22 protein-coding genes and 1 pseudogene are annotated in these 25,282 nt (G+C 65.0%); 16 read left to right on the top strand and 7 right to left on the bottom strand.

Annotated features, from left to right (window positions below; all coding sequences use genetic code 11):
* Nucleotides 1-5: 5 nt before the first annotated feature.
* From BTO02_RS02005 to bioB, 8 genes are all read left to right on the top strand, one after another.
* Nucleotides 6-383 (top strand): SDR family NAD(P)-dependent oxidoreductase, encoded by a 378-nt coding sequence (locus BTO02_RS02005; RefSeq protein ID WP_075155596.1) that lies wholly within the window; start codon nt 6-8, stop codon nt 381-383.
* Nucleotides 384-459: 76 nt separating this feature from the next.
* Complete coding sequence (locus BTO02_RS02000) at nt 460-1,596, top strand: acyl-CoA dehydrogenase family protein (protein WP_075155595.1); 1,137 nt, start codon at nt 460-462, stop codon at nt 1,594-1,596.
* A gap of 4 nt (nt 1,597-1,600) precedes the next feature.
* Complete coding sequence (locus BTO02_RS01995; protein WP_075155594.1) at nt 1,601-2,113, top strand: YchJ family protein; 513 nt, start codon at nt 1,601-1,603, stop codon at nt 2,111-2,113.
* A 733-nt stretch (nt 2,114-2,846) separates the two neighbouring features.
* A complete protein-coding gene (locus BTO02_RS01990) occupies nt 2,847-4,151 on the top strand; it encodes a dienelactone hydrolase family protein (RefSeq protein ID WP_075155593.1) in 1,305 nt (434 codons plus the stop codon).
* A gap of 618 nt (nt 4,152-4,769) precedes the next feature.
* On the top strand, nt 4,770-6,143 hold the full coding sequence (bioA, locus tag BTO02_RS01980) for an adenosylmethionine--8-amino-7-oxononanoate transaminase (RefSeq protein ID WP_075158527.1): 1,374 nt from the start codon (nt 4,770-4,772) through the stop codon (nt 6,141-6,143).
* Nucleotides 6,143-7,327, top strand: coding sequence for an 8-amino-7-oxononanoate synthase (gene bioF / locus BTO02_RS01975; protein ID WP_075155591.1), 1,185 nt, complete (start codon nt 6,143-6,145; stop codon nt 7,325-7,327). Before bioA ends, bioF begins: the two co-directional genes overlap by 1 nt.
* The gene (gene bioD, locus BTO02_RS01970) at nt 7,324-8,055 is read left to right on the top strand and encodes a dethiobiotin synthase (RefSeq protein WP_075155590.1); all 732 of its coding nucleotides are present in this window, start codon (nt 7,324-7,326) and stop codon (nt 8,053-8,055) included. The genes bioF and bioD overlap by 4 nt, the downstream gene beginning before the upstream one ends.
* A 55-nt stretch (nt 8,056-8,110) precedes the next feature.
* Nucleotides 8,111-9,190, top strand: coding sequence for a biotin synthase BioB (bioB, locus tag BTO02_RS01965; RefSeq protein WP_075155589.1), 1,080 nt, complete (start codon nt 8,111-8,113; stop codon nt 9,188-9,190).
* A gap of 20 nt (nt 9,191-9,210) precedes the next feature.
* Here the strand turns inward: bioB and BTO02_RS01960 are convergent, their stop codons facing one another.
* The gene (locus BTO02_RS01960) at nt 9,211-9,834 is read right to left on the bottom strand and encodes an RBBP9/YdeN family alpha/beta hydrolase (RefSeq protein ID WP_075155588.1); all 624 of its coding nucleotides are present in this window, start codon (nt 9,832-9,834) and stop codon (nt 9,211-9,213) included.
* 220 nt (nt 9,835-10,054) lie between these two features.
* On the opposite strand from BTO02_RS01960, the gene BTO02_RS01955 reads away from it, so the two are divergent.
* The 6 genes from BTO02_RS01955 to BTO02_RS01930 all read left to right on the top strand — a co-directional run bounded on the left by BTO02_RS01955 (nt 10,055) and on the right by BTO02_RS01930 (nt 14,239).
* Nucleotides 10,055-10,996 carry a 2-hydroxyacid dehydrogenase gene (locus tag BTO02_RS01955; protein ID WP_075155587.1) on the top strand — a complete coding sequence of 314 codons (942 nt, stop codon included), beginning with the start codon at nt 10,055-10,057 and terminating at the stop codon, nt 10,994-10,996.
* A 74-nt stretch (nt 10,997-11,070) separates the two neighbouring features.
* Nucleotides 11,071-11,997: a hydroxymethylglutaryl-CoA lyase gene (locus BTO02_RS01950; RefSeq protein ID WP_075155586.1), complete on the top strand. Its 927-nt coding sequence runs from the start codon at nt 11,071-11,073 to the stop codon at nt 11,995-11,997.
* 31 nt (nt 11,998-12,028) lie between these two features.
* Nucleotides 12,029-12,577 (top strand): YbaK/EbsC family protein, encoded by a 549-nt coding sequence (locus BTO02_RS01945; RefSeq protein ID WP_075155585.1) that lies wholly within the window; start codon nt 12,029-12,031, stop codon nt 12,575-12,577.
* Complete coding sequence (locus tag BTO02_RS01940; protein WP_075155584.1) at nt 12,574-12,834, top strand: DUF1289 domain-containing protein; 261 nt, start codon at nt 12,574-12,576, stop codon at nt 12,832-12,834. The genes BTO02_RS01945 and BTO02_RS01940 overlap by 4 nt, the downstream gene beginning before the upstream one ends.
* On the top strand, nt 12,831-13,322 hold the full coding sequence (locus BTO02_RS01935) for a MaoC family dehydratase (protein ID WP_075155583.1): 492 nt from the start codon (nt 12,831-12,833) through the stop codon (nt 13,320-13,322). Before BTO02_RS01940 ends, BTO02_RS01935 begins: the two co-directional genes overlap by 4 nt.
* Nucleotides 13,319-14,239 carry an MBL fold metallo-hydrolase gene (locus tag BTO02_RS01930; RefSeq protein WP_075155582.1) on the top strand — a complete coding sequence of 307 codons (921 nt, stop codon included), beginning with the start codon at nt 13,319-13,321 and terminating at the stop codon, nt 14,237-14,239. The genes BTO02_RS01935 and BTO02_RS01930 overlap by 4 nt, the downstream gene beginning before the upstream one ends.
* A 244-nt stretch (nt 14,240-14,483) precedes the next feature.
* Here BTO02_RS01930 and BTO02_RS01925 read toward each other — a convergent pair.
* Together BTO02_RS01925 and BTO02_RS01920 are read right to left on the bottom strand one after the other, a co-directional pair.
* Nucleotides 14,484-14,642 (bottom strand): annotated as a pseudogene (locus BTO02_RS01925) (EamA family transporter); the annotation flags it as partial.
* A gap of 33 nt (nt 14,643-14,675) precedes the next feature.
* Nucleotides 14,676-15,380 carry an alpha/beta fold hydrolase gene (locus BTO02_RS01920; protein WP_075158526.1) on the bottom strand — a complete coding sequence of 235 codons (705 nt, stop codon included), beginning with the start codon at nt 15,378-15,380 and terminating at the stop codon, nt 14,676-14,678.
* Between the two features lie 320 nt (nt 15,381-15,700).
* Here BTO02_RS01920 and BTO02_RS01915 point away from each other — a divergent pair, with 320 nt between their 5' ends.
* Entirely contained in the window at nt 15,701-16,660 is a 960-nt protein-coding gene (locus tag BTO02_RS01915; protein WP_075155581.1) for an NAD(P)H-dependent flavin oxidoreductase, read from the top strand.
* 65 nt (nt 16,661-16,725) lie between these two features.
* On the opposite strand, the gene BTO02_RS01910 is transcribed toward BTO02_RS01915, so the two are convergent.
* The 4 genes from BTO02_RS01910 to BTO02_RS01895 form a co-directional block, all read right to left on the bottom strand.
* Complete coding sequence (locus BTO02_RS01910) at nt 16,726-20,313, bottom strand: methylmalonyl-CoA mutase family protein (protein ID WP_075155580.1); 3,588 nt, start codon at nt 20,311-20,313, stop codon at nt 16,726-16,728.
* Nucleotides 20,314-20,439: 126 nt separating this feature from the next.
* Nucleotides 20,440-21,387 (bottom strand): LysR family transcriptional regulator, encoded by a 948-nt coding sequence (locus BTO02_RS01905; RefSeq protein WP_075155579.1) that lies wholly within the window; start codon nt 21,385-21,387, stop codon nt 20,440-20,442.
* 103 nt (nt 21,388-21,490) lie between these two features.
* Nucleotides 21,491-22,582, bottom strand: coding sequence for a porin (locus BTO02_RS01900; protein ID WP_075155578.1), 1,092 nt, complete (start codon nt 22,580-22,582; stop codon nt 21,491-21,493).
* A 539-nt stretch (nt 22,583-23,121) separates the two neighbouring features.
* Nucleotides 23,122-23,472, bottom strand: coding sequence for a hypothetical protein (locus BTO02_RS01895; protein WP_232243424.1), 351 nt, complete (start codon nt 23,470-23,472; stop codon nt 23,122-23,124).
* Nucleotides 23,473-24,088: 616 nt separating this feature from the next.
* On the opposite strand from BTO02_RS01895, the gene BTO02_RS01890 reads away from it, so the two are divergent.
* Complete coding sequence (locus BTO02_RS01890; RefSeq protein ID WP_075155576.1) at nt 24,089-25,126, top strand: bile acid:sodium symporter family protein; 1,038 nt, start codon at nt 24,089-24,091, stop codon at nt 25,124-25,126.
* Nucleotides 25,127-25,282 lie beyond the last annotated feature (156 nt).

Raw genomic sequence — 25,282 nt, 5'->3', positions numbered from 1 at the left:
ATCGGATGAAGACCGTGTTGATCGTCGGTGCGTCGCGCGGCATCGGCTGGGAATTCGCGCGGCAGTATCGGCAGTCGGGCTGGCGTGTGCTCGCAACCGCACGCGACGAAGCATCGCTCGGCGCGCTCGCCGGGCTCGGCGCCGAGGTGTTTTCGGTCGACGTCAACGACGTGCTGAAGATCGCGTCGCTGCAAACGCGTGCGGCAACCTGCATCGCACTGCACCCGGGCTGGGTGCGCACCGAGATGGGCGGGCCGCGCGCACCGCTCGCCGTCGAACATGGCGTTGCCGCCATGCGCGAAGTTCTCGTGCAGGCGGCCGGCGCACAGGCGTCTTTTCATGGCCGGTTCCGGCAATACGACGGCACGGCGCTCGACTGGTGATATTTTCGATCGATTGGCGCATAGCCGGACACACGAACGGACGCACGAGCAGACCCCAAACCGGAGGAACCCATTCATGGTGCTTGATCAGGATCACACGATGATCCGCGACGCGGTGCGCGAATTCGTGCGCGACGAAGTGATACCGCATGCCGCGCAATGGGATCGCGACCGCACGTTTCCGGCCGACGTGCACCGGCAGCTTGCCGCGCTCGGCGCGTATGGCGTGCTCGTGCCGGAAGCGTACGGCGGCGCCGGGCTCGACGCGCTGGCGCTCGCGCTGATTCTCGAAGAAATTGCCGCAGGCGACGGCGGCACGTCGACGGCCATTTCGGTCAACAACTGCCCCGTGTGCAGCATTCTTCTCACCTATGGCAACGATACGCAGAAGCGCGACTGGCTCACGCCGCTCGCGCGCGGCGAGATGCTCGGCGCATTCTGCCTGACGGAACCGCAGGCCGGCTCCGACGCATCCGCGTTGCGCACCACGGCGCAAGCGGTCGAAGGCGGCAGCGCGTACCTGCTGAACGGCGTCAAGCAATTCATCACGAGCGGCAAAAACGGCGACGTCGCGATCGTGATGGCCGTCACCGACCGCGAGGCCGGCAAGCGCGGCATCAGCGCGTTTATCGTGCCGACCGCTACGCCGGGCTATATCGTCGCGCGCGTCGAGGACAAGCTCGGTCAGCATTCGTCCGATACTGCGCAGATCGTGTTCGAACAGTGCCGTGTGCCGGCGGAAAACCTGATCGGCGGCGTGGGCGAGGGGTACCGCATTGCGCTGTCGGGGCTGGAAGGCGGCCGCATCGGCATCGCCGCGCAAAGCGTCGGCATGGCGCGCGCGGCGCTCGAAGCGGCGCTCGCGTACGCGAAGGAGCGCGAGAGCTTCGGCCGGCCGCTGTTCGACCACCAGGCCGTGCAGTTCCGGCTCGCCGACATGGCGACGCAACTCGAAGCGGCGCGGCAACTGGTCTGGCACGCGGCATCGTTGAAGGACGCGGGTCAACCGTGCCTCACGGAAGCCGCGATGGCAAAGCTCTTTGCATCCGAAGCGGCGGAGCGGATCTGCTCGGCCGCGCTGCAAATTCATGGCGGTTACGGGTATCTGAGCGACTTTCCGGTCGAACGCATCTATCGCGATGTGCGCGTATGCCAGATCTACGAAGGCACAAGCGATATCCAGAAGATTCTCATCGCACGAGGGCTGAGCTGACACGATGACAACGCACGCCGATCCGAACGCTGAAAAGCCGCATGCTGCCGCCACGCAGCGACCCGAGGCATGTCCATGCGGCGGCGCGGTGCCCGAGGCAGCCGCGCAACCCGCGCAGAAACACAAGCGCGGCAACGCATCCGCGCAAGCGCCACGCTTTTCCGACTGCTGCGGCCGCTATATCGACGGCGGCGCGCCCGCGCCACGCGCGCTCGAACTGATGCGCTCGCGCTATAGCGCGTACGTGCTTGGCGATACCGGTTACCTGCGCGCGACGTGGGCGCCTCACACGTGCCCCGCCGATCTCGACGTCGATCGCGGCGCGCCCGATTCGCCGCGCTGGCTTGGTTTGCAGATCAAACGCTTTACGCCGATCGACGACACGCATGCCGAAGTCGAATTCGTCGCACGATACAAAACCGGCGGACGGGCGCATCGGCTGCATGAGTCGAGCCGCTTTCTGCGCGGCGACGATGGCCGCTGGCGCTACGTCGACGGCGACGTAAGCGACCGCTGACGCGTCGTGCAAAGCGCGAGGGTGCGAACCGCGGTGTTTCAGACCGGCGCTTTGAAACCGCCGCGTTGCAACCGGCGCTTTGAAACCACCGCGTTGAAACCGGTTACGCAGACATCCACACCCGCGTTTACCCGACTCCGATCCGTCGGCCATGATCACTGCGGTCGGGCGCCGCGATCGTTCTTTATGTCAGATCTGTTTCGTGTCACTGAAAATTCGCAACCGCCGTTCCGATATCGCCCCTAAAAAGCGTTGATTTTTATTGACACGAAATCGTTGGTTGTCCGCGACAAAAAACAGCTCGCAACATTTACCAGCGCCAGCAACGACGCGGCTCACACGCTGATTTCCCACATCCCGCAACGGCAATTTGTACGGCAGGGGTTTCTACTGAATTGCACAAAGGGAAATTGTCGTGCCAGGATCGAGCCATAGTCTTGAGCATCCGTCGCGGAGGTGCGGCCCAACCGGCCCCGCAGGAACTTCAGACATGCCGCGAAAGCGAGTTGCAGCGGCATGCTTCCGGAGTATCGCGTGATGCTCTTCATCGGCGCGTGGGGTGGCGTCGACTTTGGTGTGCGATTCACTCGGTGCGATTTTCTCTGGCGTGCGAATGCAAGTTCCGCACGCGGGTGGGCTGTTTTGTCTTTTTTGCAGCGCAACATGCGGCAATTCAGACGAATAACCCGAACCGGGCAAGTATTCAGGCGTTATTTCGAAGCAGGTACAGCGGATGATGTTGAGAAAACTCCAAACGGGGTGTGTGATGGTTGCGGCGTGCCTCGTGGCACTGGCCGCCACGGTTGCACAGGCAGGCACATCCGTGGATGTCGACGGCGGACCGCTTGCGAACGCCACCGTGCCGCGCATCGCGCTCGATGACGACCACTATCTGCCCACCGTCCACCTGAACGAACAGATCATCGGCATTCCAGCCGGCCCGGACGGCAAGATCACCCTGCAAACGACGATCTACAAGCCCGATGGCCCGGGCCCGTTCCCGCTCGTCGTTTTCAATCACGGCAAGATCCACGGCGACCCGCGCACGCAGGCGCGCAGCGATCCCGTTTCGTTCGCGCGCGAGTTCGTGCGGCGCGGTTATGTCGTCGTCGCGCCGAACCGGCAAGGTTTCGCACAGTCGGGCGGCACGTACGTGCAGGACGGCTGCGACGTCGAACGCAACGGCATCAGCCAGGCGGCGGACGTCGCCTCGACGGTCGACTTCATGTCGAAGGAACCCTACGTCGACGCGAAACACATCGTGATCGCAGGCACGTCGCATGGCGGTCTCGCGACGATCGCGTACGGCGTCGACGCCGCGCCGGGCGTGCGCGGCCTCATCAACTTCTCGGGCGGCCTGCGGCAGGACGCGTGCATCGACTGGCAAGGCAACCTGACGCGCGCATTCGGCACCTACGGCGAAAAGGTGCGTGTGCCTTCGCTGTGGCTGTACGGCGATAACGATTCGATCTGGTCGCCGGAGCTGGTCGGGCAGATGTACGCGGCGTTCGAAGCGCACGGCGCCAGCGCGAAGATGGTCGACTTCGGCATGTACAAGAACGACGCGCATCGCCTCGTCGGCGATCGGGACGGCGTGCATATCTGGTGGCCGTCGGTCGAGCGCTTCCTCGCGCGCGCCGGCATGCCGACGCGCGTTCAATACCAGGTGTCCGAGCCGTCACAACCGAAAGCGACGGACTTCGCATCGATCGATTCGGTCAACGCCGTACCGTTCGTCGACGACGCGGGCCGCAACGGCTATCGCAACTTCCTGCATCAGTATCCGAGCCGCGCATTCGCCGTGTCGGAAACGGGCGCATGGTCGTGGGCCGAGGGCGGCGACGATCCGATGGCGGTCGCGATTTCGAATTGCCAGAAGCAGAGCAGCGACCCGTGCCGGCTGTACGCGGTCAACGATACGGTGGTCTGGAAGCAGACGCAGGCCGACACGCAAACGGCCGACAGTGGCGGCGCCAGCAACAGCGACGCTTCGAAGCAGAAGGCCGACAGCAAGCCGGCGCTCGCAAGCCGCAATTGATCGGCTGAATCGTCGCAACGCGGCAGACTTCAATCATTCCCCAACCCGTAAACCGGGCTGGACTGCGCGCCTGACGAGGCGCACGGCAGTTGCGCTCGCGCGTTTTCCTGCGCCCTGGCGGCGAGTGCGTCGCGTTTTCCGCATTTCCGCGGCCTCGCTTTCCGCAGGCCCATCGCGCCACATGTCTCGCCGTAGGGGGCGTTCAATCTGCCGTCGTCAATTGCAGCGATTTGCGCCTTTCTCAAGCGAACGGCACCGTGCTGCGCCGAACATCGAAAAAGCGTTACGAATCAAGCGTTATGCAAGCCCCCGCAGGATAATTTCGGTGGTGCATTACGTTCGATATCGCGTTAATCTCTTCAACCTCTCTGCGCTCGCCGTGTTTTCCGGCGACGCCCCGCCGTCACGATTTGCCCTGTTTGTGCCCTGTTTGTGCCCTGTTTGTGCCCTGTTTGCAAACGCACGATCGTGCCAGGTCCGCGCGTTTTGCGCGGTCCGCACGCGTTTTGCCCGGAGTGGTTTTTGGATACGCAAGGAACTGATCAGATCAACCCGCAGATCAACCCGCAGATCGACCCGCAGATCAACGCGCCAGTCGACCTGCCGATCGCCCCGGCGATCAAGCCGCCGGCCGCAGCGTCGGCACCGGCCTCGGCCCAGCCCGACGACTGGGTCGCGCGCAGTTTGCGCGCTGTCTGGCATCCGTGTACGCAGATGAAGCATCACGAGCAGCTGCCGCTGCTGCCGATCGCGCGTGGCCAGGGTCCGTGGCTCTACGACCGCGCCGGCCAACGCTACCTCGACGCGATCAGCTCGTGGTGGGTCAATCTGTTCGGTCACGCGAACCCGCGCATCAACGCGGCGCTGAAGGACCAGCTGGACACGCTCGAGCATGCGATGCTCGCCGGCTGCACGCACGAGCCCGCGGTCGAACTGGCCGAGCGGCTCGCCGCACTCACGCAGCACACGTTGGGCCATGCGTTTTTCGCATCGGACGGCGCATCGGCCGTCGAAATCGCGCTGAAGATGAGCTTTCACGCGTGGCGCAACCGCGGCTACGACTACAAGCGCGAGTTCGTCTGCGTCGCGAACGGCTACCACGGCGAAACGATCGGCGCCCTGGGCGTAACCGACGTCGCGCTCTTCAAGGACGCCTACGACCCGCTGATCCGCCATGCGCACGTGGTCGCGTCGCCCGACGCGCGCCATGCGCGCGATGGCGAAACCGCGGCCGACGTCGCGCGTCGCGCGCTCGATAACGTGCGCATGCTGTTCGAAGCGCGCGGCTGCAATATCGCCGCGCTGATCGTCGAGCCGCTCGTGCAATGCGCGGCCGGCATGGCGATGCACGACCCGTCGTATATCGCCGGCCTGCGCGCGCTGTGCGACCGCTACGGCATCCATCTGATCGCCGACGAAATCGCCGTAGGCTGCGGACGCACCGGCACGTTCTTCGCGAGCGAACAGGCCGGCGTGTGGCCCGATTTCATGTGCCTGTCGAAGGGCATCAGCGGCGGCTACCTGCCGTTGTCGATCGTGCTCACGCGCGACGAAATCTTCGCGTCGTTCTACGACGACGAGACGACGCGCGGCTTCCTGCACTCGCATTCGTACACGGGCAATCCGCTCGCGTGCCGCGCGGCGCTCGCCACGCTCGACCTGTTCGACAGCGACGGCGTGCTCGCCGCGAACGCGGCGAAAGCGGCGCAGATGCGCGCGGCGCTCGAACCGCTCGCGCAGCATCCGCATGCGCGCAACCTGCGCCAATGCGGGACGATCTTCGCGTTCGACGCCGCCGTCGACAACCCGCAGTTCGCCAGAACCTTCTCGCGCCGTTTCTTCGAACACGCGCTGCAACGCGAGATGCTGCTGCGTCCGATCGGCACGACCGTATATCTGATGCCGCCATACGTGCTCGACGGCGCCGACATCGAATGGCTCGCCGCCCGCACGCTCGAAACGTTCGACGCGACTCTCGCGGAGGGCCGTTGATGCCGTTGCTCGACAGGCTCGAACGCGGGCTCGCCGAACTCGACGCGCAGGGTCTGCGCCGCCGCCGGCGCGTGGCCGACAGTCCGTGCTCCGCGCATATGACGGTCGACGGCCGCGACGTGATCGGCTTCGCGAGCAACGACTATCTGGGGCTTGCCGCGCATCCGCTGCTCGTCGCCGCGCTGATCGAAGGCGCGCGGCGCTACGGCGCGGGCAGCGGCGGCTCGCATCTGCTCGGCGGCCATTCGCGCGCGCACGCGCGGCTCGAAGACGAACTCGCCGAATTTGCCGGCGGCTTTTCGGATGCGCCGCGCGCGCTCTATTTCAGCACCGGCTATATGGCGAACCTCGCCACGCTGACCGCGCTCGCGGGCCGCGGCACGATGCTGTTTTCGGATGCGCTCAATCACGCGTCGCTGATCGACGGCGCGCGTCTGTCGCGCGCCGAGGTACAGGTCTATCCGCATGCCGATGCCGACGCGCTGTCCGCGATGCTCGAGGCGTCCGATGCGCCGGTCAAGATGATCGTCACCGATACGATCTTCAGCATGGACGGCGACCTCGCGCCGCTCGCGCGCCTCGTCGAGCTTGCGCAGCGGCACGGCGCGTGGCTCGTCGTCGACGACGCGCACGGCTTCGGCGTGCTCGGCCCGCAAGGGCGCGGCGCGCTCGCGCATGCCGCGCTGCGCTCGCCGAACCTCGTTTCGATCGGCACGCTCGGCAAGGCGGCCGGCGTGTCCGGCGCGTTCGTCGTCGCGCACGAAACGGTGATCGAATGGCTCGTGCAGCGTGCGCGCCCCTATATCTTCACGACCGCTTCGGTGCCGGCCGCCGCACATGCGGTTTCGGCGAGCCTCGAGATCATCGCCGGCGACGAGGGCAATGCGCGGCGCGCGCATCTGCATACGCTGATCGAGCGCACGCGCGCGATGCTGAAAGCGACGCCGTGGCTGCCCGTCGATTCCGATACCGCCGTGCAGCCGCTCATCATCGGCGCGAACGAGGCGACGCTCGACATCGCCGCGTCGCTCGATCGCGCCGGTCTCTGGGTGCCGGCCATCCGTCCGCCGACGGTGCCGGAAGGCACGTCGCGGCTGCGCATTTCGCTGTCGGCCGCGCATTCGCACGCGGACCTCGACCGGCTCGAGGCCGCGCTCAGCGTGCTGCCGGGAGAACGCACATGAGCGGCACGCCATCGTCGGCCCTGTCGCTGTTCGTCACCGGCACAGACACGGAAATCGGCAAGACGCTGGTATCGGCTGCGCTGTTGCGCGGCTTCGCGCGCGCAGGCTTGCGCGCGGCCGCCATGAAGCCGATTGCCGCGGGCGCCTACGAACAGGACGGCATCTGGCGCAACGAAGATGCGGACCAGCTCGACGCCGCGGCCAATGCGCCGCTGCCGCCCGCCATCCGCACGCCGTATCTGCTCAGGGAGCCGGCCGCGCCGCATATCGCCGCGGCGCTCGAACAGGTGTCGCTCGACGTCGCACGGATCGTCGATTGCCACACGCAGGCGTTGCGTGCGGCGGATATCGTCGTGGTGGAAGGCGTCGGCGGTTTTCGCGTGCCGCTCGACGATGCACACGACACCGCCGATCTCGCGAAAACGCTCGATCTGCCGGTGCTGCTTGTGGTCGGCATGCGGCTTGGCTGCATCAGCCATGCGCTGCTGACGGCCGAGGCGATCGCGGCGCGCGGGCTGCGGCTCGCCGGCTGGGTCGCGAACCGGGTGGACCCGGCCATGCGCTTCCCGCAGGAGAACATCGATGCGTTGCGCACGCGCCTCGCGCGCCAGTACGGCGCGCCGCTCGTCGGCGTGGTGCCGCATCTGCAACCGGCCTCGCCCGAGATCGCGGCCGGCCATCTCGACATCGCAGGACTGTTGCAGACGCTGCGCAAGGCGCAGCGCTAGAATTTTCGGCAGCGCCGGAATTTTCGAATTGAATTGATCGATAAGGATTGAACCGATGACTGAAGTCACTTCCCGCACGCTCCACGCCGACGCGCAACAGGCCACCGGCGCGGCCGCATCGACCACCGCCGCGCGCGCGCGCTGGCGGGTGGCCGACGTAGTCGCGCTGTACGAACTGCCGCTCAACGACCTGCTGTTTCGCGCACAGCAAGTGCACCGCGAGCACTTCGACCCGAACGCCGTGCAATTGTCGACGCTGCTGTCGATCAAAACGGGTGGCTGCGAGGAAGATTGCGCGTACTGTCCGCAGTCCGTGCACTACGACACCGGCGTGAAGGCCGACAAGCTGATGGAAATCGACAGCGTGCTCGCCGCCGCGCGCGCCGCGAAGGAAAACGGCGCATCGCGCTTCTGCATGGGCGCCGCCTGGCGCAATCCGAAAGACCGCCACCTCGAACCGATCAAGGAAATGATCCGCGGCGTCAAGGCGATGGGCCTCGAAACCTGCGTGACGCTCGGCATGCTCGAGCCGCATCAGGCGCAAGACCTCGCCGACGCGGGCCTCGATTACTACAACCACAATCTCGACACGTCGCCGGAGTTCTACGGGCAGATCATCTCGACGCGCACGTATCAGGACCGCATCGATACGCTCGAGCGCGTGCGCGACGCGGGCATCAACGTGTGCTGCGGCGGCATCGTCGGTCTCGGCGAATCGCGGCGCGAGCGCGCGGGGCTGATCGCGCAACTCGCGAACATGGATCCGTATCCGGAGTCGGTGCCGATCAACAATCTCGTGCAGGTCGAAGGCACGCCGCTGACCGGCACCGAAGCGCTCGATCCGTTCGAGTTCGTGCGCACGATCGCGATTGCGCGAATCACGATGCCGCGCGCGATGGTGCGGCTTTCCGCCGGCCGCGAGCAGATGGACGACGCGTTGCAGGCGATGTGCTTCTTCGCTGGCGCAAATTCGATTTTCTACGGCGACCAGCTGCTTACGACGAGCAACCCGCAAGCGCAAGCCGATCGCAAACTGCTCGCGCGCCTGGGCATGCACGCCGAGGCCGCGCAACAGATGCCGCGCGCCGCGAGCGAGTGCGAGCACGGCTGCGACGGTCATATGAAGCAGAACTGAGGCCGAGGAGCACAGCCCAATCACCAGGCTGCAGCCGGCGACTCCGGCTGCAGCCGCCAGGCGGCGTCTTCGCCGAGCCTTAGCGGCGCCGCACAGTGCGCAAGCGTATCGACGAAATACTTCGCGCGCGGCCACGGGCCGAATCCTGCGGCCGCATTGATATGGCCCGCATGGCCGAGATTGACGAACGCACTGCCCAAACGTTGCGAGAGTTCGCGGGCCTCCGCGAGCGGCATCCACGGGTCCGTCTCGCTGCCGACCAGAATCGAAGGCACGGCAAGGCGTGTCGCTTCGAACGCACCGGCGAACCCGAATTTGCGCGGGCTCGCGGGCGCAACGAACAGCACGCCCACAACGTCTACGGGCCTCGCGCGCTGCGCACGTTGCTGTAAGGCATGCGCAGCCGCAAGGCAACCGAAGCTGTGCGCGGCCAGTATGAACGGGCCACGCTGGCACGCGAGGAGGTCGTCGACCGATTGGGCCCATTGCTCGAGGTTCGGCGCATCCCAGTCGGCCTGCTCGACGCGCATCGAACGCGCAAATTGCCGCTCGAGCCATGTCTGCCAGTGGGCGCCCTCACTGCCGTGCAGGCCTGGCACGGTCACGAGGCGCGGCGGCCACGACGATGTTTTGCATGAAGACATGGTTCTTCCTCGCTGTCCGAAGCCGGAAATTGATTGTGATGCGCACGTGCGTGCGTCACGAACCAATTTTTCGTGCTTTGCATATGGCTCGATGATCGCCGGCGCCGCACCAGACGATCGCATTGCCGCGGCGATCGCACGCGCGACGCGCCGCAGCTCGAAAAAGTAGAATAGACACTCTCCCAATAAAAGACCGGGTCAGCCGCAGCGAGCGTCCTGCATGAAAATCCTTTTCTATACTCCGGCATCGGATACCGACGCGTGGCTCGCCGATCTGCGGCGCGCGCTGCCTGAAGCCGACGTGCGCGAATGGAAGCCCGGCGACACCGCGCCGGCCGATGTCGCCGTCGTCTGGCGCCCGCCGCACGAGATGCTCGCGGGACGCAACGGCTTGCGTGCGGTCTTCAATCTCGGCGCCGGCGTCGATGCGATTCTCGCGATCGAGCGCGAACAGCCGGGCACCTTGCCGCCCGGTGTGCCGCTCGTGCGGCTCGAAGATACGGGCATGGCGCAGCAGATGGCCGAATACGTCATCCACGCGGTGCTGCGCTACCTGCGGCGATTCGACGAATACGCGCGGCTACAGAGCGAACATCGCTGGCATGTGCTCGAGCCGCATCCGCGCGAGTCGTTCACGGTCGGCGTGCTCGGGCTCGGTGTGCTCGGTGCTCATGTCGCCAACGCTGTCGCGTCGTTCGGGCTGCCGGTGCGCGGCTATAGCCGCAGCGCGCGGCACATCGAAGGCATCGAGACTTACGCAGGACCCGCACAGTTCGACGCGTTCCTCGATGGCGTCAAGGTGCTCGTCAATCTGTTGCCGCATACGCCCGATACGCACGACGTGCTGAACGCCGCAACCTTCGCGAAGCTCGCGGAAGGCGCGTACCTGATCAACGTCGCGCGCGGCGCGCATCTCGTCGAGCGCGACCTGCTCGACGCGCTGGCGAGCGGCCGGATCGCCGCGGCCACGCTCGACGTATTCCGCGACGAACCGCTGCCGGCCGGGCACCCGTTCTGGCGCGAGCCGCGCATCACGATTACGCCGCATAGTTCGGCACTCACGCTGCGCGCGCAAAGCGTCGCGCAGATTGCGCAGAAGATCGTCGCGTTGACGCGCGGGGAGACGATCAGCGGTATCGTCGATATGGCGCGCGGCTACTGACGCGCGACGGCGCATGATCGAAGCGAGCTTATCTGACTGGCAGTGACGCCGCGCGAGGCGGCAGGAGAAACGACATGGCAATCCCGCAAACGGTGAAGATCGTCGAAGTCGGTCCGCGCGACGGGCTGCAGAACGAGAAGGAGCAGGTGCCGACCGCGATCAAGATCGAACTCGTCAACCGGCTCTCGGCCGCCGGATTTCCGAATGTGGAGACCACGTCGTTCGTGTCGCCGAAATGGGTGCCGCAGATGGCCGATGCGGCCGACGTGATGGCCGGCATCGAGCGCCGCGCGGGCACGATCTATTCGGTGTTGACGCCGAATCTGCGCGGCTTCGAAGCCGCGCTTGCCGCAGGCGCCGACGAGATCGTGATTTTCGGCGCGGCGAGCGAAGCGTTTTCGCAGAAGAACATCAACTGCAGCATTGCCGAAAGCATCGAGCGTTTCGCGCCGGTCGCACATGCGGCCAAGGAAAAAGGCCTGCGCCTGCGCGGCAGCGTGTCGTGTTCGCTTGGCTGCCCGTATCAGGGCGAAGTGCCGGTCGCATCGGTGGTCGACGTCGTCGAACGGTTTGCCGCGCTTGGCTGCGATGAGATCGACATTGCCGACACGATCGGCGTCGGCACGCCGAGGCGCACCCAGGAGGTATTCGCCGCCGTTACCGAGGTGTTTCCGCGCGAACGGCTATCGGGCCACTTCCACGATACCTACGGCCAGGCGCTCGCGAATATCTACGCCGCGCTGCAGGAAGGTATTGCCATTTTTCATGCGTCGGTCGCGGGGCTCGGCGGTTGCCCGTATGCGAAAGGCGCGACCGGCAATGTCGCGACCGAGGATGTGCTGTACCTGATGAACGGCCTGGGCATCGAAACGGGCGTCGATCTCGCGCAAGTCGTCGAGATCGGCGACTTTATCTCGAAGTCGATCGGACGACAGAACGCATCGCGCGCCGGCAAGGCGATGCTGGCCAAGGCGCGCAGCGAGCAGACACGCTGCGCCTGAATTCACCGCAGAAGAACGGACACATTCGACAATGACAAACGACACCAACGACGCTTCGTCCCGCAACGCAACCGCCGCCATGCCGACCGATCTCGACGCGCTGCCCGACGCGGCACGCCGCGTCGCACTGCTGTTGCGCGAGCGCGGCCACGCCGGCCAGATCGTGATGCTGCCGGAGACCGGCAAGACGTCGGCCGAAGCGGCCGCGGGGCTTGGCTGCTCGGTCGCGCAAATCGCGAAGTCGATCCTGTTTCGCCGTCGCGAGGACGACGCGCCCGTGCTGGTGGTCGCGAGCGGCGCGAATCGCGTCGATGAACACAAGGTAGCCGCGCACGTCGGCGCAGTCGGCCGCGCCGACGCGAAATTCGTCCGCGAGAAGACCGGCTACGCAATCGGCGGCGTATGTCCGATCGGCCATGCGACGGCGCCGGTCGCACTGATCGATGCGGACCTGCTCGCGCTCGACAGCCTGTGGGCTGCGGCAGGGCATCCGCACGCGGTGTTCAATCTGTCGCCGCAGGAACTCGTCGCGCTGACGGGCGCGCCCGTGGTCGACGTCGCGCTGCGCGAACCGGTATGACCGAGGCCGCGCCCGCAACGGAAAACGTCGTACCGGTGCCGTCGCCGTGCATCAACATCTGCCGGATGGACGATGCGACCGGCTGGTGCGACGGGTGTTTGCGCACGATCGACGAGATCGCAAACTGGTCGCTGTACGACGAAGCGACGAAGCGCGCCGTTTGGGATCTGCTCGAAGCGAGGCATGCGCACCTGATGTCGCAACGCACGAGTGCGCCGGATACGGGGCAGAGCACGAGCGATAAGGATTCGCAATGAATTCGCTGCCGCGCGTCGTGACGATCGGCGAACGCTTCAGCACGACGCTCGCGTTTTCCAACGATTCGGTGAAGTCGTTCGCGACGCTCGTCAACGACATGAATCCGCTGCATCACGACGAAGCCTATGCGGCGCAAAGCCGCTTCGGCACGCTGATCGCGTCGGGCACGCAGCCTGCCGCGCATCTGATGGCGCTGATCGCCACGCACTTTTCCCAATACGCGCAACCGCTCGGCCTCGAGTTCGACATCAAGCTCAAGAAGGCCGTGCGCAGCGACGACACGCTGACGTTCACGTGGGCCGTGCGCCGCGCGTTCTGGAAACCGAGCCTCGCCGGCGACCTCGTTCAACTCGACGGCAACGCCGTGAACGAGCGCGGCGAAACGGTGATGCTCGCGAGCGCGACAGTACTCGTGATGCCGAATCCGCCATGCGAGCCCGCGCCGGCGTCCGCGTCTCGACCCGTGAAAAAAGGCGCCGCGCCATGATTACGCTACCCGCGTCGATGCGCGTGTTCGAACGCGGCTGGCTGTCGTCGAACAACGTGCTGCTGATCGACGATCGCAACGCGACGCTCGTCGATACCGGATACGCGACGCACGCGCCGCAAACGGTTGCGCTCGTGCGTCACGCGCTCGGCACACGCGCGCTCGATCGCATCGTCAACACGCATCTGCATTCGGACCATTGCGGCGGCAACGCGCTCTTGCAGCAAACATGGCGCTGCGAAACGCTGATCCCCGACACCGAGAGCGAAACGGTGCGGCAATGGGATGAAGCACGCCTCACATTTCGCGCGACGGGACAGTTCTGCGAACGCTTTTCGGCGAACGGTTCGCTCGCACCGGGCATGCACATCGAAATGGGCGCACTCGACTGGCAGGTGCTCGGCGCGCCGGGCCACGATCCGCATTCGCTGATGCTCTTCTGCGCCGACGAGCGCTTGCTGATCAGCGCGGACGCGCTATGGGAAAACGGCTTCGGCGTAATCTTTCCCGAACTCGACGGCGAGAGCGGATTCGCGGAACAGCAGGCCGCGCTCGAACTGATCGCGAGTCTCGACGTTGCGACGGTGATTCCCGGTCATGGCGCACCGTTCTCAAACGTCGAGCCCGCGCTCGAACGCGCCTTCTCGCGGTTGACATGGTTGCGCGCGGACCCGACGCGCAACGCGAAGAACGCGCTCAAGGTGCTGCTCGTGTTCAGGCTGCTCGATGTGCGCACAACGAATTTCGCGGCATTGATCGACATGCTCGAAAACGCAAGCGCGATGCGCGCCGCTGCGGCGATACTGGCGCCGCGCGAGGCATGGCCGGCGCTGATGCGACAAATTGTCGGGGAACTTGCAGGCGGCAAAGGTCCGCTGCAAATCGACGGCGAGCGTGTGAGCGCACGCGCAGGGTGAAAATGGGACGCGGAAACCGGAAGCGGAAAAAAGAAAGCCGCTCGGCAAATCTGGCGAGCGGCGCAATGTTTTGTTTGTGACGTGATCAGCGTCAGTCGAAATGATACTTCCAGAATGCATACTCACGCATCGGGGGTTTCCCTACGGATCTCGGTCTCGATCCGTCGGTCTGGCTTCATGTTACGGAATCCGTATTATCTACCGATGCATTTCAAACCTTTCATCGAGTCGGAGCCTGCCACCACGGAAAGATAAATGAAAGCGCGCCCGTCATCGCAGTCGGCAGTCTCTGGATCGCGCCGTACAGCAGCACGTACATCACGCCGGTATTGACGATGCCGAGCGTCGCCAGCTGCAGCCAGTGGATCGCGCTCGTCGGCGAAGCATCGAAGCGGACAAACGGCACGCGCTGCCGCTCGCACGTCTACGTCCACGTCTACGAATCAATCGCTTCGAAGAACGACAACATTTCGGCCATCAGTTCGTCCGGCGCTTCCTCGGGAATCGAGGGGCCGCATGGCAGCGCGCGGCCACTGACGTCACGCGCGAGCTTGCGCCATCCGGCGAGCGGTTCGGCGTGCGACTCCGGCACGCCACGTGCGCCCCATAGCACGCGCAGCGGGCAACCGATCCGGTTGCCGCGTTCGATATCGGCGCGGTCGTGTTCGAAATCGAGGTCGTCTGCCGCGCCCGCCAAAGGGCTGGCAACCACTCGCTGCGCCTGCCGGTCCGTTGCACACGCGGGCGCACTATCGAGCAGCATCAAACGCTCGACGGCGGCGGCGTGATCGAGCGCCATCCGATACGCGACATGCGCGCCGCAATCGTGCGCACAGACGAGAAATTGCTCGTAGTCGAAGTGGCGCATCACCGCAAGCTGGTCGGCCGCCAGCGTGCGCTTCGAACGCTTCTCGTGCGGCGATGCATCGCCTCGCAGCGTCGCCGATGCGCCGTAGCCGCGAAGGTCGGTTGCGATCACGGTGAAATGCGCGGCAAGCGGTGTTGCGCACCGATGCCAAACCGCATGCGTTTGCGCATCGCCGTGCAGAAGAAGCAGCGGCGGCCCCGACCCGCCCTTGACGCCATATATCTCGGCGCCCTCGGCTGAGACGCGAAACGGTGCGTAGTGCTCGAAGGGCATCGGAGCATTCTCGTTGTCGTTGTGAGTGTGCGCATTGTAGAAGGCCGCTGTGCCCACGCGAGGTGGGCTAGCCCACGCAAATATAGAAACCGAACTCTTCCTCCAACCGAGGATCGCGCATCAGGAGCAAGTTGCCGCCCTATAATCGAACGATCGTTCATACCGCGATCGTTCAATCCGGCATGTAACCGGGCATGTAACCGCGCATGTAACCGGATTGAGCACTGCCGCCCGCACGCCGCTTCCGGCTACACTCGTCATGCCACCCCCCGCTGCGCAGGGCGCATCGGCAAGGATTCATCGTTCAGGAGACTTCCGCCATGGCATTGCCAGCCGTTCTGCAAAATCTCACGCTGCCGGTCGTCGCTTCACCGATGTTCATCGTCAGCTATCCGGAACTCGTGCTAGCGCAATGTAAGGCCGGAATTGTCGGCGCGTTTCCCGCGCTCAATGCCCGGCCCGCGGAACGGCTCGACGAATGGCTCACGCAAATTCAGGCCGCGCTTGCCGAACATAAAGCCGCGCACCCGGATGCGGTGATCGGTCCGATCGCCGTCAACCAGATCGTCCACCATTCGAACGAGCGGCTCGAACACGACGTGCGCGTCTGCGTCGAGCACAAGGTGCCGATTTTCATCACGAGCCTGCGCGCGCCGGCGAAGGAAATTATCGATGCGGTGCATAGCTACGGCGGCATCGTGCTGCACGATGTGATCAACCTGCGGCACGCGAACAAGGCGCTCGAAGCCGGTGTCGACGGGTTGATTCTGGTTGCAGCCGGTGCGGGCGGCCATGCGGGCACCACGTCGCCGTTTGCACTCGTCGGCGAAGTGCGGCGCATGTTCGACGGGCCGATCGTGCTGTCGGGCGCGATTGCGAATGGCGGCTCGATTCTCGCCGCGCAGGCGATGGGCGCGGACCTCGCTTATATGGGCACGCGTTTCATCGCCACGCGCGAGGCGCACGCGGTCGACAGCTACAAACAGGCGATCGTTCATTCGAATGCGGCCGACATCGTGTACACGAATCTGTTTACCGGTGTGCATGGCAACTACATTCGCGAAAGCATCGTCGCCGCCGGGCTCGATCCCGATGCACTGCCCGAGTCGGACAAATCGAAGATGGACTTCGCGAACGAAAAGTCGAAGGTGTGGCGCGATATCTGGGGCGCGGGGCAAGGTGTCGGCCTCATGGACGACGTGCCGAGCGTGGCCGAACTCGTCGCGCGGCTCAAGCAGGAGTATGCGGACGCGAAGAAGCGGTTATCGATCGGCGGGTAGCGGGCGAGACGGCGGCCCCGTCGCGGTGCCGACGCGCGCCGCCGCACCTTGGCGCAGCCAGGCGCTCACATATTGCGGCGATACTGCCCGCCTACCTCGAACAACGCATGGGTGACCTGCCCCAGCGAACAGACCCGCACCGCATCCATCAGCACCGCGAACACATTCCGATCGTCAATCACCGCCTGCCGCAAACGCTCGAGCGCGGCAGGCGCGGCATCGCGATGCCGCGCCTGAAACGCGCGCAGCCGCTCTAGCTGGCTTTGCTTCTCGTCTTCGGTCGAGCGCGCAAGGGCGATCGGCGGCGGCGCTTCATGCGGATGGGCGCCCAGAAACGTGTTCACGCCGACAATCGGATAGGAGCCGTCGTGCTTGCGATGCTCGTACAGCATCGACTCGTCCTGAATGCGTCCGCGCTGATACCCGGTTTCCATCGCGCCGAGCACGCCGCCGCGCTCGGTCAGCCGGTCGAACTCGGCGAGCACCGCAGCTTCGACGAGGTCCGTCAGTTCATCGATGACGAAGCTGCCCTGGTTCGGATTCTGGCTCTTCGCGAGCCCCCACTCGCGGTTGATGATCAGCTGGATCGCGACGGCGCGCCGTACCGAATCTTCGGTCGGCGTCGTGATCGCTTCGTCGAAAGCGTTCGTGTGCAGCGAATTGCAGTTGTCGTAGATCGCGATGAGCGCCTGCAACGTCGTGCGGATATCGTTGAAGTCGATTTCCTGCGCGTGCAGGCTGCGGCCCGACGTCTGCACATGATATTTGAGCTTCTGGCTGCGCTCGTTCGCCCCATAACGCTCGCGTAGCGCGACCGACCAGATGCGGCGCGCGACGCGGCCGAGCACTGTGTACTCGGGGTCCATGCCGTTCGAAAAGAAGAACGACAGATTCGGCGCGAAGTCGTCGATCGACATGCCGCGCGCCAGATATGCCTCGACGTACGTGAAGCCGTTCGCAAGCGTGTACGCAAGTTGCGAGATCGGGTTCGCACCGGCCTCCGCGATGTGGTAACCGGAGATCGAGACCGAATAAAAGTTACGCACACCGTACTCGACGAAATACGCCTGAATGTCGCCCATCACCTTGAGGCTGAATTCGGTCGAGAAGATGCAGGTGTTTTGCCCCTGGTCTTCTTTGAGGATGTCGGCCTGCACCGTGCCGCGCGCGTTTTCGAGCGCGGTGCGGCGTGCCGCTTCGAGTGCTTCGTCCGATAGCGGTTCGCGGCCCGCCTGCCGCGCATGCTCGCGGGCGCGTTCGATCTGCTGGTCGATCGCGACATTGAAAAACATCGCGAGGATCGCCGGCGCGGGACCGTTGATTGTCATCGATACCGATGTGTCCGGGGCGCACAGGTCGAAGCCGTCATAGAGCGCTTTCATATCGTCAAGCGTAGCGACCGACACGCCCGAATTGCCGACCTTGCCGTAAATATCGGGGCGCTCGTGCGGCTCTTCGCCGTAGAGCGTGACCGAATCGAACGCGGTCGACAGCCGCTTGGCCGGCATGCCGGCCGAGAGCAGCCTGAAGCGGCGGTTCGTGCGGAACGGATCGCCTTCGCCCGCGAACATGCGCGTCGGGTCTTCGTTCTCGCGCTTGAATGGGAAGACGCCGGCCGTGTACGGAAAATAACCGGGCAGGTTTTCGAGCATGAGCCAGCGCAGGATTTCGCCGGGGTCCGTGTATTTCGGCAGCGACACCTTGCGAATCGCGTTGCCCGACAGCGTTTCGACCGTCAGCGCGGTGCGGATTTCGCGGTCGCGAATCTTTACGACGTGTTCGTCGCCCGAATAGGCGGCCACGGTGTGCGGCCATGTGTCGAGCAACGCTTTTTCGCGTTCGCCGAGTTGCGCGGTGCGGGCGGCGATCAATGTGTCGATCGCTGGGTTTGTCGCTGGGTTTGTCGATGTGCCGCGGTCCTGCGACGCGACGGTCGAGGGGTCCATCGCGCGAACGCCGGCTTGCGACGAAGCGGCGGCCGAATTCGCAGGTTCAGACGTGCCGCCCGCCAGCATGCGACGCGTTTCGATCAGTTGCCAGCGCTCGCGCGCGATGCGCGCCTGCGCTTCGGCACGCGCCCGATAGTCGCGCACGGTCTGCGCGACGTCCGACAGATAACGCACGCGTTCGGGCGGCACGATCGCATGACGCCCGCTCGAATGACGCACGCCGTCGAGCAGCGGCAGCCGCGCGCGGCCCTCGCGCAGTCCGCGTGCGCGCAGCGCGCGAGCGACGCGCTGATAGAGCGCGGTCACGCCGTCGTCGTTAAAGCGCGAGGCAATCGTGCCGAACACCGGCATACCGGCCGGCGCCGTCGAGAATTCGCCGCGATTGCGCTGCACCTGCTTCGCGACGTCGCGCAACGCATCGGCCGCGCCCTTGCGGTCGAACTTGTTGATCGCAACGAAATCCGCGAAATCGAGCATGTCGATTTTCTCGAGCTGACTGGCCGCGCCGAACTCGGGCGTCATCACGTACAGCGATTTGTCGACGTGCGGCACGATTGCGGCGTCGCCCTGGCCGATGCCCGATGTCTCGACGACGATCAGATCGAAGCCGGCTGCCTTGCAGGCGTCGATCGCAGCGGGCAACGCATCGGAAATTTCGCTCGACGCCTCGCGCGTCGCCATCGAGCGCATAAAGACGCGCGAGCCCGCGCCCCAGTCGCCGATCGCATTCATGCGGATGCGGTCGCCGAGCAGCGCGCCGCCGGATTTGCGGCGCGACGGGTCGATCGCGAGCACCGCGATCGTCAGCGCATCGTCGTAGTCGAGGCGAAAGCGGCGAATCAGTTCGTCGGTCAGCGAGGATTTGCCCGCGCCGCCGGTGCCGGTGATGCCGAGCACCGGTACACGCGCTGCGTGTGCGTGCGGTGCGACCGCGGCGCTCAATGCGGCGGTGGCCGCGGCGTCGGTGCCCGTTTCGAGGTGAGTGATCAGCCGCGCCAGTTTGCGGAAGACAGCGCCATTCGAGTCTGCGGCGCGTTCCGCTGCGCTGCCTGCGTGCTTCGGTGCGTCGGATCGCGCAAGGTCCGTGGTCAACGCTTGCGCGATTTCGCCGGCCAACTGCAGGGCAGAACGCTGCGCCATCTGTTCGCCTTGCGGCTCGTCGCGCGCCGCGTCGGCGCAGCGCGCAATCATGTCGTCGATCATCCCCTGCAAACCGAGACGCTGCCCGTCGTGCGGCGAATAGATCCGCTCGACGCCATAGCGCTCGAGTTCCGCGATCTCGTCGGGCACGATCACGCCGCCGCCGCCGCCGAACACCTTGATCCGCTCGCCTGCGCGCGCGCGCAGCAGATCGACGAGGTAGCGGAAATATTCGACGTGGCCGCCCTGATAGCTCGACACCGCGACGCCATCCGCGTCTTCCTGCAACGCGGCGGTCGCCACTTCTTCGACGGAGCGGTTGTGGCCCAGATGGATCACCTCGACGCCGCTTGCCTGCAACATGCGCCGGATGATGTTGATCGACGCATCGTGGCCGTCGAACAGCGCGGCCGCCGTGACGAATCGCAGACGCGCGGGCCGCGCGCGCTGCCCGCGCGCGCTCGACTGGCCGGGCTGAACCGCGCGCGGCGGCGACTCGCTTGCGGGCGCCTCGTCGGACAGCGCGGCGCCGCCGGCGCGTTGCGGCGTGGAAAGATCAGTCATGTCTCCCCCGGATCGATGGATGCGCGACGAGATGCGCTGCCTGCGTTGACGCAGCGCGGCGACGGTCACGCTTCGCGGGTGCTGGAAGCAGTATATCGAAACGGTTTCGCGCCAACGGCGGCCGCATCAGCTTGCTGCAAGCGTGCGCACCTGTTCGAGCGTAGGCCACAGCGATTCGTTCGAGAACCGGTCGGCCAGGAAATCGACGAACGAGCGCACTTTCGCCGACACGTGGCGCCGGCTGGCATACATCACGTGAATCGGCAGCTCGCGCGGCGGCAGGACGTCGACGAGCAGCGGCACGAGCCGGCCCGCAGCGATATCGTCGCCGACCACTTCGGTGCCGAGCAGCGCGATCGCGGCGCCTTGCAGGACGACCACGCGCAGCGCCTCGAGGTGATTGACGACCATATTGCCCGTCAGCCGCAAGTGCGCGCCGCCCGCATTCGCGGTATTCGCCGCCGTCAGCAGATCCTGAGCCGAGACGCCCGAATATTCGATGAAGTTGTGCCGTCGGAGATCGTCGAGCGTCTTCGGCACGCCATGCCGCTGCAGATAGTCGGGCGACGCGCACAGCACGATATGCGCGGTCGCGACCTGCCGCGCGATCAGCGACGACGACTTCAGCCCCGTCGGCGACGCGCGGATCGCCACGTCGAAGCCTTCGTCGATCATCTCGACGACCCGGTCCGACAGCGTGATGTCGACGGTCACTTGCGGATGCAGCGTCGCGTAATCGGCGGTCGCGCTCATCACGTGACGCAGACCGAACGCCGACAGCGACGACACGCGCAGCCGTCCCTGCGGCACGACGCTCGCCGCGCCGACGGCCTGCTCCGCTTCGTCGAGTTCGGCGAGCACCTGGCTGAGCCGCTCGTAGTATTCGCGGCCGGCTTCGGTCGGCGCGACGCGGCGCGTCGTGCGGTTCAGAAGGCGCGCGCCGAGCTGCTGTTCGAGATGCATCACATGCTTGCTCGCCATTGCCGCCGACATATCCATCCGTTCCGCCGCGCCGACGAAGCTGCCGATTTCGACGACGTAACGAAACACTTTCATGCTGATGAGCGTATCCATAACCAGTCGCTCTCGACAGGAATCAATCGTTGAACTTCCGGCGACTTTATCAAAGACTGGTCAGCAAAGCGGCCAAGGCGCGTCAATGCACGCCCGACGCCGCTCAGAATTTCGTGCGCATGCCGATGCCGAACGTGTCGCCGCTCGATTGGCCTGAGAAATGGTCGTACAGATAGGCCGCGTATACGTCGGTGCGTTTCGACAGCGGATAGTCGTAGCCGAGCGCCGCCGTCTGACGTGTCTGGTCGAGGCCGCCGCTGTCGCGCGAGTAGGCGTACGAGGCCATGACGGTGCCGGGCCCGGCCGGCACCGTCACGCCGCCCTGTGCGGTATTCACGTGCCAGCTGCCGGTTTGCTGGTCGTTCTTCGTGTACATGTACTGGCCGTAGAACTTGACGAACCTGAGGTCGTAGGTCACGCCGAACTGGCCGGCGCCCTGGCTCTTCATGCCGGACACGAGCGTGCCGAGGTCGGCCGGATCGTTGTTGAAGTTCACGTACTGATAGACGCCGGTCGCCGCAAACGGACCGTTGAAGTACAGGAACTGCACGCTGTATTTTTTCGCGCCGTTCTGTCCCGCCGAATTGCCGAACGCGTACATCGCGCTGCCGGAAAGCCCGTTGAAACTCGGCGACGAAAACTGGATCGCGTTGTTCCAGCCCGAATCGCCGACCACGCCCTGGTCCGTCGTATAGGTCGGGAATGTGCCGAGGCCGAGGAACACGTGATAGACCATCGGCGAGAACACGTACGAATCGACAAACGGATTGAAAAGAATCGTCGACACGAATAGCTGCGTGGTCAGCCGTCCGGCCGTCACCGTGCCCCATGGCGATTCGATGCCCACATACGAGTTGCGCGCGAAAAACGTATCGCCGTCGAAGCGGCCGTAACGGCCGTTCTGCGCGCGAAAAAAATCTTCGAGTGTGAAGATGGCCTTGACGCCGCCGCCGAGATCTTCGGAGCCCTTCATTCCCCAGTACGACGTCGACATCCCGCCGCCCGACACCTGCCACGCACGCTCGCCGCCCGGAAATTTCTGGGCGCCGACCCATTCGTCGACCTGGCCATAGAGCTGCACACTCGATTGCGCGTACGCCGGCGAAGCCGCGCCGGCTGCGAGCGCGGCGATGGCGCCCGCCTTCAGCACCGTGCGTGAAGTACACCTGATTGCACGGCTGAGCGCTGTTTTCATGGGTTCTCCTGTCTTTGTCAAATGGATGGGGCTGTGCGGCCGGGCGCTCGCCGATCCGTCGCGAGGAACCGGTGCGGACGTCGAGCCGATCTGGGCCGGGCCATCTTTGCCGGCCATTTTTCTGGACAAAAACGCGGAGACTTATTGCGGGTATAGCGGGCCCGATAGTCTGGCTGACGGATCGGTGCTGAAGCAGTGCGTGGACGAGGGTGTTGCTTGCGGTGCGGCACGAGGGGTGACTCGCCTGTGCAGGCGAGCTGTCGGGATCGACGCAAAGAGGGTAAGCGCAGGCGCGCGATTTATGTCGCGGCGCCGCATCGAACGGGCGAGCGGATCGCGAATGGCAATAAAAACGCCGCGCGGTGTGGCGCGGTGTGGCGCGGTTACATCAACTGGAGGATTGGCGGCCTTGATCGGCCCAGGACACGGCGGCGGCAAACGCAGACCGCGCAGTCCGGTTGCGCTTTACGCGGTCACTGCCGCTCGGTTGCGCTCGCCCTCAGTTGGGCTTGATTGCGCTTGGTTAGGCCTAGTTCCGCTTAGTTGCGGTAAGGCGACGGCCCCGGCGGCCGGCTACCTTCGCCCGGCGGATGCGCGATCTGCCGCGACACGCGCTCTTCGTTATAGCGCGCAACATCATCGCGGATCGAGCCCGCGTGCATGGCCTGGCTGTTCGACGGCGGACGCGGCGCGCCGCGCGTTTCGGTACTGACCGGCGTGATCGCGCCCGCGTATTGCACACCGGCGTATTGCACCGCAGGCAGCCTGTGCGCGCGAACTTCGTATGCATTGTCGAACGCGGGAAGGCGCGGCGCTGCAACGAGCGTCGCACTGTACGCACGATACGAGGACGCTGCGCTATGGCGCCCCGCATCATGTGGCGAGAGCATTGGGTTTGCATGGGCAAGCGAAGCCGCGGCCGCGACCAACACGCCCGATAGCCAGTACTTCGCTCGAGAAAACCCTGCGTTCACGATCAGTCACCTGCTGAATGGAACGCTGCAAAACCGCTTTCCGGTGATCCGGAAATACGGGCGTCCCAATGGCCTTTCAGCAGTAATTTATGGGCGGCTGCTCACACCTGTCGAGGCAAAAAGTGTTATGCCCTGAGCAGGGTTGTAACACCATGTTACCGCCTCGTTTCTCTGACAAATGACCTGTCTGAAACGCATGTCAGACGGGGCTGACAGAGATTTTCGCAAGCATAAAAGAGGGCGGGAAAGCGCGCATGCGAAAGTCGGAAACGGCCCACATTCGCAGCACGCGAACTGCCTCCTCGCCGAGCCCCTCGCCAATACTCAAAGTGCCTGTTTTCGTCGAGCGCGAACCCGCCGCCGACGCATCGCCCGGCGCTCGGCCCCATCCCTTTCGATAAGTAGCCCGCGCCTTTCATGCGTCTTTCGCATCAATCAATTCGGCAAATGAATTTGCATATTTAATCCCAATGCATGGAAAATAAGCGTTTTCCCTAATACCGTGCGCCCTACCCGCAACGAGATTCCAAAGATGGCTCGCCCGAAACTGCTTCCGGACAACTTCACACTGTGCCTCGTCGGCACGGTGATTCTCGCCAGCCTGCTGCCCGTTCACGGGCAGGCCGCGATAGCGTTCAACTGGGTCACGGACGTGGCGATCGGCCTGCTGTTCTTCCTGCACGGCGCCAAGCTGTCGCGCGAGGCGATCATCGCCGGCGCGACGCACTGGCGCCTGCATGTGGTGGTGCTGCTATGCACGTTCGCGCTGTTTCCGCTGCTCGGCCTCGCGCTCAAGCCGCTTCTTGCGCCGATCGTCACGCCATCGCTCTATATCGGCATCCTCTTCCTTTGCACGCTGCCTTCGACGGTTCAGTCGTCGATCGCCTTCACGTCGATAGCCAAGGGGAACGTCCCAGCCGCCGTGTGCAGCGCGTCCGCTTCGAGCCTGCTCGGCATTGTCGTCACGCCCGCGCTCGTGAGCGTCATCGTCGCGAGCCAGACAGCCGGCGGCGTGTCGCCGTGGCATACCGTGTGGAACATCGTGCTCCAGTTGCTCGTGCCGTTCGTGGCGGGCCAGCTGCTGCGTCCGATGATCGGCAACTGGGTGGACCGTAACCGCGGCGTGCTCAAGTACGTCGATCAGGGCTCGATCCTGCTCGTGGTATACGCCGCGTTCAGCGAAGCGGTAACCGAAGGCCTGTGGCACCACATTCCGCTTTCGGCGCTTGGCGGGCTGCTGGTCGCGTGTGCGGTGCTGCTCGCGCTCGCGCTTGCGCTCACGATGTTTATCAGCAAGCGCCTCGGCTTTAGCCGCGCCGACCAGATTACGATCACGTTCTGCGGTTCGAAGAAAAGCCTCGCCGCCGGCGTGCCGATGGCGAAGGTGATCTTCGCGACCCATGCGGTCGGCGCCGCCGTGCTGCCGCTCATGCTGTTCCATCAAATCCAGCTGATGACCTGCGCGGCGCTCGCCCAACGCTGGGGCGCGCGCGAAACGAACGCCCAGAAGCGCGCCGGAAAGCAGGACGCAGCGGCTGCCGTCGGCGGCGGGGTTGGTCCTCGACCGTGATAACACCTTCATTCACTCTCTCCCTGAGACTGTTTTCGAACGCCGCGTAGCGCGGCTTTCAATGCGGTTCCTGTTTTACGTGCCGTCGTTGCTTCGTGTGTTGTTGCGACGCTATTTGACCGTGCGCACACGTTTGCCGTCAGCCTGGCCGGATGG

Origin of the sequence: Paraburkholderia sp. SOS3 (genome assembly GCF_001922345.1) — a bacterium.
Classification (GTDB): domain Bacteria; phylum Pseudomonadota; class Gammaproteobacteria; order Burkholderiales; family Burkholderiaceae; genus Paraburkholderia.
Note: the sequence above shows the minus strand (reverse complement) of the source record. Positions and strands in the feature narration are given on the sequence as shown.

Coding starts and splice junctions, on each gene's coding strand:
- BTO02_RS01895 (WP_232243424.1), bottom strand. CDS start 23,472: ATGCTCTCGCCACATGATGCGGGGCGCCATAGCGCAGCGTCCTCGTAT.
- BTO02_RS01935 (WP_075155583.1), top strand. CDS start 12,831: ATGAATTCGCTGCCGCGCGTCGTGACGATCGGCGAACGCTTCAGCACG.
- BTO02_RS01930 (WP_075155582.1), top strand. CDS start 13,319: ATGATTACGCTACCCGCGTCGATGCGCGTGTTCGAACGCGGCTGGCTG.
- BTO02_RS02005 (WP_075155596.1), top strand. CDS start 6: ATGAAGACCGTGTTGATCGTCGGTGCGTCGCGCGGCATCGGCTGGGAA.
- BTO02_RS01890 (WP_075155576.1), top strand. CDS start 24,089: ATGGCTCGCCCGAAACTGCTTCCGGACAACTTCACACTGTGCCTCGTC.
- BTO02_RS01915 (WP_075155581.1), top strand. CDS start 15,701: ATGGCATTGCCAGCCGTTCTGCAAAATCTCACGCTGCCGGTCGTCGCT.
- BTO02_RS02000 (WP_075155595.1), top strand. CDS start 460: ATGGTGCTTGATCAGGATCACACGATGATCCGCGACGCGGTGCGCGAA.
- BTO02_RS01940 (WP_075155584.1), top strand. CDS start 12,574: ATGACCGAGGCCGCGCCCGCAACGGAAAACGTCGTACCGGTGCCGTCG.
- BTO02_RS01900 (WP_075155578.1), bottom strand. CDS start 22,582: ATGAAAACAGCGCTCAGCCGTGCAATCAGGTGTACTTCACGCACGGTG.
- BTO02_RS01920 (WP_075158526.1), bottom strand. CDS start 15,380: ATGCCCTTCGAGCACTACGCACCGTTTCGCGTCTCAGCCGAGGGCGCC.
- bioF (WP_075155591.1), top strand. CDS start 6,143: ATGCCGTTGCTCGACAGGCTCGAACGCGGGCTCGCCGAACTCGACGCG.
- BTO02_RS01990 (WP_075155593.1), top strand. CDS start 2,847: ATGATGTTGAGAAAACTCCAAACGGGGTGTGTGATGGTTGCGGCGTGC.
- bioD (WP_075155590.1), top strand. CDS start 7,324: ATGAGCGGCACGCCATCGTCGGCCCTGTCGCTGTTCGTCACCGGCACA.
- BTO02_RS01950 (WP_075155586.1), top strand. CDS start 11,071: ATGGCAATCCCGCAAACGGTGAAGATCGTCGAAGTCGGTCCGCGCGAC.
- BTO02_RS01955 (WP_075155587.1), top strand. CDS start 10,055: ATGAAAATCCTTTTCTATACTCCGGCATCGGATACCGACGCGTGGCTC.
- BTO02_RS01905 (WP_075155579.1), bottom strand. CDS start 21,387: ATGGATACGCTCATCAGCATGAAAGTGTTTCGTTACGTCGTCGAAATC.
- BTO02_RS01960 (WP_075155588.1), bottom strand. CDS start 9,834: ATGTCTTCATGCAAAACATCGTCGTGGCCGCCGCGCCTCGTGACCGTG.
- BTO02_RS01995 (WP_075155594.1), top strand. CDS start 1,601: ATGACAACGCACGCCGATCCGAACGCTGAAAAGCCGCATGCTGCCGCC.
- BTO02_RS01945 (WP_075155585.1), top strand. CDS start 12,029: ATGACAAACGACACCAACGACGCTTCGTCCCGCAACGCAACCGCCGCC.
- bioB (WP_075155589.1), top strand. CDS start 8,111: ATGACTGAAGTCACTTCCCGCACGCTCCACGCCGACGCGCAACAGGCC.
- BTO02_RS01910 (WP_075155580.1), bottom strand. CDS start 20,313: ATGACTGATCTTTCCACGCCGCAACGCGCCGGCGGCGCCGCGCTGTCC.